Annotated in this window: 10 protein-coding genes; 1 reads left to right on the top strand and 9 read right to left on the bottom strand. The window is 42.3% G+C overall.

The window, feature by feature from the left end; all coding sequences use genetic code 11:
• Positions 1 to 34: 34 nt before the first annotated feature.
• The 5 genes from QGM71_RS13075 to QGM71_RS13055 all read right to left on the bottom strand — a co-directional run bounded on the left by QGM71_RS13075 (position 35) and on the right by QGM71_RS13055 (position 4,887).
• Complete coding sequence (locus QGM71_RS13075) at positions 35 to 667, bottom strand: TetR/AcrR family transcriptional regulator (protein ID WP_327608006.1); 633 nt, start codon at positions 665 to 667, stop codon at positions 35 to 37.
• Positions 668 to 1,603 carry a methylmalonyl Co-A mutase-associated GTPase MeaB gene (gene meaB / locus QGM71_RS13070; RefSeq protein ID WP_327608005.1) on the bottom strand — a complete coding sequence of 312 codons (936 nt, stop codon included), beginning with the start codon at positions 1,601 to 1,603 and terminating at the stop codon, positions 668 to 670.
• Between the two features lie 103 nt (positions 1,604 to 1,706).
• The gene (locus QGM71_RS13065) at positions 1,707 to 2,846 is read right to left on the bottom strand and encodes an acyl-CoA dehydrogenase (RefSeq protein WP_327608004.1); all 1,140 of its coding nucleotides are present in this window, start codon (positions 2,844 to 2,846) and stop codon (positions 1,707 to 1,709) included.
• A gap of 14 nt (positions 2,847 to 2,860) precedes the next feature.
• On the bottom strand, positions 2,861 to 3,997 hold the full coding sequence (locus QGM71_RS13060) for an acyl-CoA dehydrogenase (protein ID WP_327608003.1): 1,137 nt from the start codon (positions 3,995 to 3,997) through the stop codon (positions 2,861 to 2,863).
• Positions 3,998 to 4,035: 38 nt separating this feature from the next.
• Positions 4,036 to 4,887, bottom strand: coding sequence for a 3-hydroxybutyryl-CoA dehydrogenase (locus QGM71_RS13055; RefSeq protein WP_327608002.1), 852 nt, complete (start codon positions 4,885 to 4,887; stop codon positions 4,036 to 4,038).
• 39 nt (positions 4,888 to 4,926) lie between these two features.
• On the opposite strand from QGM71_RS13055, the gene QGM71_RS13050 reads away from it, so the two are divergent.
• On the top strand, positions 4,927 to 5,136 hold the full coding sequence (locus tag QGM71_RS13050) for a hypothetical protein (RefSeq protein ID WP_327608001.1): 210 nt from the start codon (positions 4,927 to 4,929) through the stop codon (positions 5,134 to 5,136).
• Here the strand turns inward: QGM71_RS13050 and QGM71_RS13045 are convergent.
• From QGM71_RS13045 to QGM71_RS13030, 4 genes are all read right to left on the bottom strand, one after another.
• Positions 5,133 to 6,320, bottom strand: coding sequence for an acetyl-CoA C-acetyltransferase (locus QGM71_RS13045; RefSeq protein ID WP_327608000.1), 1,188 nt, complete (start codon positions 6,318 to 6,320; stop codon positions 5,133 to 5,135). The genes QGM71_RS13050 and QGM71_RS13045 overlap by 4 nt on opposite strands.
• Before the next feature lie 798 nt (positions 6,321 to 7,118).
• Positions 7,119 to 9,227: a (Fe-S)-binding protein gene (locus QGM71_RS13040; RefSeq protein WP_327607999.1), complete on the bottom strand. Its 2,109-nt coding sequence runs from the start codon at positions 9,225 to 9,227 to the stop codon at positions 7,119 to 7,121.
• A gap of 281 nt (positions 9,228 to 9,508) precedes the next feature.
• Positions 9,509 to 11,179, bottom strand: a complete 1,671-nt coding sequence (gene argS / locus QGM71_RS13035) for an arginine--tRNA ligase (RefSeq protein WP_327607998.1) — start codon at positions 11,177 to 11,179, stop codon at positions 9,509 to 9,511.
• On the bottom strand, positions 11,176 to 11,616 hold the full coding sequence (locus QGM71_RS13030) for a DUF1934 domain-containing protein (protein ID WP_327607997.1): 441 nt from the start codon (positions 11,614 to 11,616) through the stop codon (positions 11,176 to 11,178). The genes argS and QGM71_RS13030 overlap by 4 nt, the downstream gene beginning before the upstream one ends.
• Positions 11,617 to 11,802: the final 186 nt, after the last annotated feature.

Raw genomic sequence — 11,802 nt, 5'->3', positions numbered from 1 at the left:
CATTATAAAACATTTTCACTTTTCACTTCTCCTATCAGTTTTTATCTGATGTAGTTTCTATTGCTAATCCCCGCAAAAGGAAGTGAATTTGTCTGTTTACATATTCTTCCAGCGTAAATTGCTTTTGAAGCATCCAGCGCCTGAATCCCCACATTTGTCCTTGGATAAAAATATTATTTGCTAAAAGCTCCGCATCCTGTTTTGTTATTTCTCCTGGCAAACAGGTAACAATCAAACGTTCCAGCATGCCAACCATGTCTCTTTCCTTTTGGAGAACGTAGTCCTGTGTATCCTTGTTCAGGGATTTAACCTCCTGATACATAATGAGAACTTCTTCTTGCATTTCATCCATCAAAAAGAAATAAGACCGAACAACTTCTGTAAAGTTATCGATCGATGGATTTCTCAGATCAATCTTGGCTTCCAAGCGATCGCGAACTTGATGGTAGATGGAATCACATACAAGAAACAGGACGTCCTCCTTTGTGCGGATATATTCATAAAGGGTACCAATACTAAAGCCGGACTCCTTAGCTATCTCTCGTGTTGTAGTCCGATGAAAGCCCTTTTCCTTGAAAAGGGTGATTGCACCCTTAATCATTTGATTGCGTCTTTTTTCAATTAGTTCACGGTCTTTTACGGAAGAAAGGATCTGGTCTTGTTCCATTTAGCATCCCCCTTCTTTTTTCCACTTTTCAAGCCAGTTACTTGCTAATTCGTATGGATCGCTGTCAGCTTGAATTGGCTGCAGTGTATCATTCGTTTCAATGAAATCTCTTACATCACGCCATATCTCTTCGCGGATCAGCTCATATACTTCAAGTTCCTGCTGTGCCTCTCGGCGTTTCATACCTTCCTTGGTGCTGTATAAGTAGTCGTGATGTTGCTTAATCTTTTCCCAGAGCTTATCGATTCCTTTGTTTTCCGTTGTAATCGTTTTGACAATAGATGTTTCGTATTCATCGGTTGCGGACATCATAACGAGCTCTTTCAATAATGCTTTAAGCTTACCTACCCCATGCAGATCAGCTTTATTAATAATAAATAAATCGGCAATCTCCATAATTCCCGCTTTAAATATCTGTAGCACATCTCCACTGTTTGGTGTTAATACAACTGCGGTGGTGTCGACAATTTTCATAATATCGAGTTCGGATTGTCCCACACCGACGGTTTCGACAATAATCACATCAAATCCGTATGCGTCACATATTCGGATGGCATCTTTCGTAGCTCTTGCCAGACCACCGAGACTGCCCCGTGTTGCCATACTGCGGATGTAAACACCATCATCGGTAAAATGCTGATTCATTCGCACACGATCACCCAACAGTGCACCTCCGCTGAACGGGCTAGTCGGATCAACAGCTATAACCGCAACCGTTTTACCTTCATCACGTATGTATGTGATTAGACGGTTTACAAGCGAGCTTTTCCCCGCTCCTGGGGATCCTGTTATTCCGACATAAAGCGCATGCTTTTTAAGTGAGAACACATCACTCATCAGATCGAGTTTCTCCGGGTGGTCGTTCTCCACCATCGTGATCGCTCTGGCCAGTGCGCGTACGTCCTTTTTTTTCATCCGTTCAACCATTTCGTGCATGTGGGTACATCCTTTCTTGTGATGCTGTCTCCCGGCTTGGCGGTGCGCTCTCCCGTTTGAGGGATGCTGTCTCCTGATTTCCTGGGTCATCTGTCTTTAGTTTCTATTTCGTCAACATACGTCCGATAACAAGCCGCTGTATTTCGTTTGTTCCTTCGTAAATTTGCGTTATTTTTGCATCACGCATGTAGCGTTCTACTGGATAATCCTTCGTATACCCATACCCACCGAATACCTGAACTGCTTCTACTGTAATTCGCATTGCTGCGTCCCCAGCGAACAGTTTTGACATAGCGGATGCTTTTCCATATGGAAGACCTTCTGATTCCAGCCAAGCAGCTTGATAGGTTAATAGACGGGCTGCTTCAATATCTGTTGCCATGTCTGCCAGTTTAAAAGAGATACCCTGGTTATTTGCGATTGGCTTACCGAATTGCTCGCGGCTTTTTGCATAGTCTACAGATGTATCCAATGCACCTTGCGCAATACCTAATGCCTGAGCTGCAATACCATTACGGCCGCCATCCAGTGTAGACATGGCAATTTTAAAGCCTTCACCTTCTGCACCCAGCATGTTTGCTTTTGGTATACGGCAGTTTTCAAAAATCAACTCGGTTGTAGGTGAAGAACGGATGCCGAGCTTCCTTTCTTTTTTACCAAATGTGAAGCCTTCCGTTCCTTTTTCAACAATAAATGCACTGATTCCTTTATGTTTTGCATCTGCATCCGTTTTAGCAAACACAATATAAATGTCTCCTACGCCGCCATTTGTAATCCATACTTTACTGCCATTCAATACGTAGTAGTCTCCAACTTCTTTGGCTGTAGTTTTCATTGACACGACATCACTGCCTGCCCCTGGTTCAGACAATGCGTAGGCACCTAATGCTTCCCCAGTTGCCAAGCGGTAAAGAAATGTCTTCTTCTGTTCTTCATTACCATAGGTGTAAATAGGCCAGCTCGCTAATGAAAGATGTGCTGACAGCGTAACTCCTGTAGAGGCACAAACACGTGAAAGCTCTTCAACTGCAATAACATAGCTTACATAATCCGATCCAATTCCGCCATATTCTTCTGGCCATGGAATACCAGTCAAACCGAGTTCTGCCATTTTATCAAAAATTTCACGGTCAAAGCGTTCTTCCTCATCCCGTTCTGCTGCTGTCGGTTCTACATCTTTTTTTGCGAAATCCCGCACCATTTTACGCAGCATTTCCTGTTCGTCTGTTAATTGAAAATCCATTTGTGTTTTCCCCCTTAGGCGTTCAGTAGCTGTTTAGCAATTACAATATGCTGTATCTCATTCGAACCTTCATAGATCTCAGTAATTTTTGCATCCCGGAAAAATCGTTCTACTGGATAATCTTCTGTGTAGCCATAACCACCATATATTTGTACTGCTTCAATAGCATTATTCATTGCTGTTTTTGATGCAAACATTTTTGCAATTGATGCCTCTTTAACACATGGAATACCACGTTCTACAAGTGAGGCTGCGTGATACACAAGCAGTCGCGCTGACTCTGAAGCTGTTGCCATATCGGCGAGCTTGAAAGAAATTCCCTGGTTTACTGCAATCGGCTTGCCAAACTGCTCACGCTCTTTCGCATAAGCTACGGCATGCTCCATAGCCGCTTCGCCAATACCGAGTGCCTGTGCTGCAATACCGATTCGTCCAACATTCAGGTTAGCCATCGCTATTTTAAATCCATCGCCTTCTTTTCCTAATAACTGCTCCTTGGGCACAATACACTGGTCAAATGTTAAAGGAACTGTATTTGATCCGTGAAGCCCCATCTTCTTTTCTTTCTTTCCAACAATGAAACCTGGCGCATCTTTTTCAATGATGAAAGCGCTCAGACCTTCAGTGCCTTCCCCAGTCCGTGCAAACGTAATGTATGTGTCTGCAGCGCCACCGTTTGTAATAAACACTTTGGAACCATTTAAAATATAATTGTCTCCATCTTTAGTAGCTCTTGTTTTTAAACTTGCAACATCTGATCCTGCACCTGGCTCAGTTAAGGCAAATGCACCGAGATATTCCCCACTTGCAAGTTTGGGCAGGTAGCGCTTCTTCTGTTCTTCATTTCCAAAATAGAGAATTGGATTTGTACCCACAGAAGTGTGCACAGACAGAATAACACCTACTGTTGCGCTTACCTTTGAGATTTCATGAATTGCGCTAATATAGGACGGGTAATCCATCCCACTCCCACCATATTCCTCCGGGATTGGGATTCCCATTAATCCAAGCTCCCCCATTTTTTTAATAATCTCTTGTGGAAAGCGGTCTTCTTTTTCCATTCGCTCGATATCCTTCGTGATTTCCTTCTGAGCAAAGTCACGAACCATCTTACGCATCATGTTCTGTTCTTCCGTAAAATGCATGTTCATCTTTTTACCCCCTCTCTGCTGATTCATGATGTCTTAAATTAACTGTATTGGTAAAACCCACGGCCTGACTTCTTACCTAACCAGCCTGCTTTGACATATTTACGAAGCAGTGGGCATGGTCGGTATTTACTGTCTGCAAACCCTTCATGAAGGACTTCCATAATGGAAAGACATGTGTCCAGGCCAATAAAATCAGCTAATTGCAGAGGCCCCATAGGGTGATTCATACCTAGTTTCATTACTGTGTCGATATCTTCAGGTGATGCTACACCTTCATAAACAGTATAGATTGCTTCGTTAATCATAGGCATGAGTATACGATTGGATACAAAACCAGGGAAGTCATTTACTTCTACAGGTGTTTTGCTTAATTCCTCCGTCATCGTTTTAATAGCTTGATAGGTTTCATCACTTGTCTGCAAGCCACGAATTATTTCCACAAGCTTCATTACTGGTACCGGGTTCATAAAATGCATCCCAATAACCTGTTCCGGGCGTTTTGTTACAGCAGCAATTTCTGTAATTGGAAGTGATGATGTATTTGACGCCAAGATCGCATGTTTTGGTGCAAAGGCATCCAAATCACTAAATACTTTTGTTTTTACTTCCATATTTTCTACAACAGCCTCAATGATAAGATCACAAGACTGCGCATCCTGTAAATGAGTTGATGGAGATAGTCTGTTTAATGTATCTTTTTTATCTTTTTCTGATATTCTTTCTTTTTCTACTGCTCGCGTGAGCAATTTCTCAATATTTTTCAGACCTTTTTCGATCGCTTCTTCATTCATGTCGTTCAATAGAACCTCGAAACCGGATTGGGCACAGCTCTGAGCAATTCCAGCCCCCATTTGACCTGCTCCGATTACCATAACTTTTTTTATTGACATTGATGGGTCCTCCTTTGAATTGCGTTTTCGATCGCTCGTGTGGTGGCGCTGATCGCTCGGAACGTTTTGTCGATCGCTTTGAACGTGTTCTCGATCGCTCGTGCGGTGTTGCCGATCGCTCGCATGCTGGCGATGATCGTTCATGCTATGTTGCTGATCGCTCGGAACGTGTTCTCGATCGCTCATGCGGTGGCGCTGATCGCTCGTGTGGTGTTGTCGATCGCTCACGCTGTGGTGCTGATTGGTTAGCCTTTTGGAACTTCGATCAATACGGCGTCACCTTGGCCGCCACCACTGCAGATTGCAGCAATCCCCAGTCCTCCACCACGTCGTTTTAATTCGTGAATTAATGTAAGAATGATACGAGCACCACTGGCACCTATAGGATGACCTAATGCAACTGCTCCACCGTTTACATTTACTTTTTCATTATCAATTCCAGCAATTTTTCCACTTGCCAATGATACGGCTGCAAATGCTTCGTTTATCTCAAATAAATCAATATCATCTTTCGAATGGCCTGTTTTCTCCAGTAATTTATTGATTACCAGTCCAGGAGTTTCCGGGAAATCTTTTGCTTCTACCGCAACTTCCGCATGACCTAAGACAGTAGCTAAAGGTGTTTTACCCAATGCTTCCGCTTTTTCATCTGACATTACTACAAATGCACATGCCCCATCATTGATTCCAGGAGCATTACCTGCCGTAATTGTTCCATCTTTTCCAAAAGCAGGGCGGAGTTTAGCAAGCTTTTCTACACTTGTGTCCATGCGCGGTGCCTCATCGGTATCAACTACTACCGGATCCCCTTTGCGTTGGGGTACTTCTACTGCTACAATTTCTTCTTTGAATTTGCCTTCTTGGATGGCCTGGCCAGCACGCTGATGGCTGCGGTACGACCATTCATCCTGTGCCTCTCTGGTCAACTCATGCTTTTCTGCAGTGGAGTTGCCATACGTCCCCATGTGTACACCTTCAAAGGAACAGGTTAATCCATCATGAACCATCATATCCTTTACACTTTTATCACCCATACGGTTACCCCAACGCGCATCAGGCAGGAAATACGGTGCATTGCTCATACTTTCCATTCCACCCGCAATGATTACCTCTTCCTCTCCCAGACGAATAAGCTCATCTGCTAGTGTTACACTGCGTAAGCCGGAAGCACAGACTTTGTTAATTGTTTCCGTTTTTACGGCCCATGGAAGTCCCGCTTCTCTGGCTGCCTGCCGGGAAGGAAGCTGTCCTTGCCCACCCTGTAAAACAGTACCCATAATCACTTCATCAATTTGCGATCCTTCTAGTCCAGCACGTTCCAGTGCTGCTCCAATTGCTCTTCCTCCTAGCTGTGATGCAGTGAATGGCTTTAAAGCTCCTCCAAATTTACCAAATGGTGTTCTTGCTCCTGAAACAATAACAGTTTTCCTCATACGTAAAACATCCCTTCTTTTTTATGTGTATTTATTTAATAATGCTCTTTTCCTGCAAATTGGTGCTATTAATTGTCGCAGTTGATATAAAGTGCGACGTAACTTGTTACCGGAATAGCTAAACGCTCAGGAAATATACTTCGCTTTCCGCGGGCTCGCGCTGAGCCTCCTCACTCGCAAAGAACGCTCACTGTGGGGTCTCATCGTCATCGCTATTCCCGCAGGAGTCTTCATTTATTTCCTGGGCTGATATTGTGTTTTGCAACAATACTATATAGCTGCTTTCACTATTACGATGGTTTTTTGGAGCTACGACTGTTGACTCCTGCTCAGAATAGCACGTGTCTGAAGACCCCACTGAGTGGGTTTCTTGAGGAGACTGAAGCCGTGCTCTGCAAAGAAAACACCGCAAAGCAAACTAAGTAAAGGCTGAACAGATGTGCACTTGTACCCGGAGTAGTGAAAGCGACTGCCCGAAGTAGTAACCAATATTGCATTTTAAGTCATCTTTTATAGATATTGTGTCAAATACAACAATAAATTTCGGTGGGGACGAGTAGTCGCAGTTTCATTCTATTAGAAAAAAGTCGTCATTAACAATTGAATTAGAACTTCCAATTTCCCCTGTGTCTCCTTTTTCAAGTTCTGCGTATTGGACAACCACAAATTGACAGCGCTTTCTTTATAACGATTGAACGCTCGCTCAATATCACTTTAGAATAAGAGGGGTACATGTGTACATGAATACCCCTCTATTATTCTACCATATTTTTCCGTTTTTTCTAACTTTATTTTATTTTAGGCTGTCTTTGCTTCTTCTTCTGTAAATACAGATAATGCCAGAATTTCCGCTACATCCAATGTGCTGATATCTTCTTCGACTTCTTTCGCTTTTGTCCCATCACTTAACATGGTTAGACAATATGGACAAGCACTTGATATCATCGTTGGTTTTACTTCCATTGCCTGCTCTGTACGGGCAACGTTAATGCGGTTACCTGTTGTTTCTTCGGACCACATTAGTCCACCACCAGCACCACAGCACATGCCATTTTCTTTGCTGCGTGTCATTTCAACTAACTCAATTCCTGGGATAGAAGTAAGAATCTCTCTTGGCGGATCATAAACGCCATTATATCTTCCCAGATAACAAGAATCGTGATAGGTCAAGCGCTGATTAATTTCACCCTGTGGTTTCAGTTTTCCATTCATCACGAGGTCATAGAGCATCTGTGTATGATGATAAACTTCTGCCTCATAACCGAAGTCAGGGTATTCATTTTTGAAAATATTGTATGCATGCGGATCAATAGTGACGATCTTTGTTACATTATTTTTCTCAAATTCTTTTATATTTTTTTCAGCGATTTCCTGGAATAAAAATTCATTTCCGATTCGGCGTGCTGTATCTCCAGAGTTCGCTTCCTTATTTCCAAGAATCGCAAAGCTGATACCTGCTTGATTCATAAGCTTTGCAAAAGCTATAGCGATTTTTTGACTGCGGCTGTCATAAGCACCCATTGAACTTACCCAGAACAGATACTCAAATTCTTTATCTTCCTTTTTCAGTTCCTTAATTGTTGGGATAGATACCGACTCGTCAACCTCACGCCATTTAATGCGATCTTTTTTAGATAGACCCCAAGGGTTACCCTGACGCTCAATGTTCATTACCGCACGCTGAGCATCCGGATCCATCTTACCTTCTGTCATTACTAAGTAACGGCGCATATCAATAATTGTTCCAACATGCTCGTTATTTACTGGACATGCATCTTCACAATTACGGCACGTTGTACAGCCTGCAAGTTCCTCTTGGGTAATAACATCCCCGATCAGACTTGCTGTTTGGATAGTTGCTGCAGCCTCATTTCCAGCACTTGCCTGGTTTCCTTGTGTTCCTGAGAATGCATAGGAAGGTACCCATGGTGATTTTCCAGTTATAGCTGCACCTCTTTCCGTAAGATGATCCCGAACTTTGATCATAATATCCATTGGTGACAGCATTTTACCAGTGCCCGAAGCTGGGCAGACATCTGTACAGCGACCGCATTCCACACATGCGTAGAAATCGATCATCTGATGCTGCTCAAAGTCTTCTACTTTTCCGACACCAAACGATATATCTTCCTCATTTTCTTCCGCATCTTCATCTATATCAAAATCTATCTTTTTTAATTTACCAGGTACACGTTTACTTAAGAAAACGTTAATTGGTGCTGCAATTAAGTGAGCATGTTTGGATTGCGGAACATAGACCAGAAAAGTGAAAAGCGTAATGGTATGTATCCACCATGCGATAAAGAATGTAACCATAGCAGCAGTTGGTGACATCCACCCAAATCCACCAGCTATAAAACTGGCAACAGGCTCTGTCCATGTTGCTGTATGACCGTGCCATATTTGTGCCATTCCATTACCAACTAATACGGAAACCATCAAGGTTCCAATGAATATAAGTACTAATCCTGCTTTGAAGCCGCGCTTTAAGCGTACAAGCTTTTCCATATAACGGCGATAGAACGCCCAAACCACTGCAACAAGGATCATCAGTGTTACTAGTTCCTGGAAAAACACAAAGCCTGGATAGAAAATACCAAAAGGCAAATGATGATCCGGTGCTAATCCCTTTACAATGAAGTCAATAGCCCCGAATTGGACAAGGATAAAACCGTAAAACATCATCACATGGATAATTCCTGATTTTTTATCCTTTAAGAGCTTTGATTGGCCAAAGACAATCGTTCCAACCCGACGGAATCTTTCTTTAAATTCTCCGTCAAATTCAGACTTTTTCCCAAGTCTGATATATGCTATTCGGGTTGCCACTACTTTAGCGAATAAGTATAGTGCATATAGTGTGATTGCTATAAATGCTAGTAAGTTAATTAGCAAAAATGTTTCCATTATCTGCTCTCCTCCTCTTGATTGTGTGATTAACAGCTCTTAAACATTTAAACTAGTATACCAGTTTAATAGTGTACATTTAAATGATAACGATTTCATTTTTCCGAAAAGTAAGTTATCAAAGAGTGTAGAATCTTCATAAAATTACTTACGTTTACTTTAAATGATGAATGATCGTTCAGTCAACATGTAATTTGCGAAAGTGGTAATTGATAACCATCGCATTCCCTCTGATAAAAGCTATCCCCCCACCACTATGGTAAGGGGAATACTTCATTTTATTACATTTTTTCCGGTGCATTAACTGCGATCAATGATAAGGCATTGGCCAGTGTAATGCGTACAGCTTTCATTAGCGCAAGACGAGCATAAGTTTGTTCCTTATTTTCAGTATCAAGTACTTTTTCTGCGTTATAGAAACTATGCAGCAGTGTCGCTAAATCAAATACATATTGTGTCACCTTATGCGGTGTATGCTTTTCCGCAGCTTCTGCGACCGTTTGTGGGAATTCACCCAGCTTCTTGAGAAGATCGACTTCCTTTTCAGCTGTTAACAGCGCTGCATCATATTCGTCAACTGCAGTAAATCCTTTGGTTTCAGCTTGTTGCAGCATCGTGCATATTCTAGCATGCGCATATTGTACGTAGAAAACAGGATTGTCGTTTGACTGTGATCGAGCCAAGTCCATATCAAAGTCAAGCTGCGAATCATTGGAGCGTGTAACGAAGTAATAACGTACTGCGTCTACGCCCACCTCTTCCATCAGTTCACGTAATGCGACGGCTTTCCCTGTACGCTTGCTCATCTTTACTTTTTCGCCATGCTCGAACAGGTTAACCATTTGGATAATTTTCACACCCAGCTTCTCTTTTTCATAGCCAAGCGCCTGAATTGCAGCTCCCATTCGTGCAATATAGCCATGGTGGTCGGCTCCCCACACATTAATGATTTTATCAAAACCACGTTCAAGCTTATTCTGATGATAGGCAATATCCGGTGTTAAATAGGTATAGCTGCCGTCCTGTTTAATTAACACGCGGTCTTTATCATCCCCGAAGTCAGTCGTGCGGAACCACGTCGCGCCGTCCTTTTCATAGGTGTGGCCGCCAGCTTCCAATGTTTTAAGTGCGTTCGTTATCTTATCACTTGTATAGAGAGAACGTTCAGAGAACCAGTGGTCAAACTGCACGCGGAACGCTCTTAAATCCTCTTCGATCTTACCTAGTTCATATTTAAGTCCATATTCTTTAAAAAATGCAAGGCGTTCGTCGCGTTCTTTAACCGCCCACGTATCCCCGTACTCGACGCCTAATGTTTTGCCTATTTCAATGATATCCTCGCCATGGTAGCCATCTTCCGGCATTTCTGCATCGTTGCCTAGTGCTTGCAGATAACGCGCTTCAACAGATATAGCCAGCTTATCTATTTGATTTCCGGCATCATTAATATAATACTCCCGCTCTACCTCGTAGCCGGCAGCTGCGAGCACATTGCATAGCACATCACCAAAAGCAGCTCCTCGAGCGTGTCCCAGATGCAAATCACCAGTCGGGTTTACAGATACAAATTCTACTTGAACCTTTTCGCCTTGACCTGCGTTTGTTTCACCGTATGTCTGGCCAGCTTCTAAGATGGTTGGAATAATCCCGCCCAGGAAATCGTTTTTCATAAAAAAGTTGATAAAGCCTGGTCCTGCGATCTCAACCTTTTTAATCGATGCCTTTGATTGATCCAGATTTCCGACAATGTCCTCTGCAATTTGGCGAGGTGATTTTTTTGCTATACGTGCAAGCTGCATGGCAATATTCGTCGCAAAATCCCCATGTGATTTATCCTTGGGCTTTTCTAAAATTATACCAGGCAGCTCTTCGTTGGTTGCAAGCTTGGCCTGTATAACTGATGTGGCAATTTCCTGTTTCAATATCTCTTCCGTTTGTGCCAAGACGTTCATTGAGAAACCTCCTCTTTATATACAAGCTCCATATCGTGTCTCCGTGCTTCTTGTCCGTTCAATTTCACTGTGTATGAAATGGTTAAGCGTCCTTCTTTTGTTTTACTGACCGATTGGTAATTTATTAAATCTGTGAAGGTTTCCATATGTATAATTCCATGCGGGTGCTGGAGTACATTTTCAGTCTTATGATTTGCGCGGAACTGTTGATTCATTGTAACATTACCCGACCGTTTAATGCTCACCTTATCTGGCTGGATCGTGATTAAATTCTTAACAATTGATTTATCTTCCGCCTCTTCTTCAAATGTTAATACATCCAAGTTATTTTTCTTGTAGAAATTTCCTGAATGCTTCATATTGTTGTACTCCATCTGACCATTGTCATCAATCGTCGTAGAGAGTTCAATTCTGATTTTTATTTGTTCTGAACCCATGACATCGCCTCAACTTTTTATTTATATCTATAGTATATTATAGCGATAAATGAGGGGGTTTATCAATATAAATCTGTAAATGATAGTCTATTGGTGCACCTATTGTTATAACGCAGGGGAATTTCGTCCTTATCCAGACACTGCTTTGAAAAATCTGTTAGGTGGCTTCTTAAAAATACATCTATT

It is taken from the genome of Virgibacillus tibetensis, from assembly GCF_036026595.1.
In the GTDB taxonomy this organism is placed as follows: Bacteria; Bacillota; Bacilli; order Bacillales; family Amphibacillaceae; genus Virgibacillus_P; species Virgibacillus_P tibetensis.
Note: the sequence above shows the minus strand (reverse complement) of the source record. Positions and strands in the feature narration are given on the sequence as shown.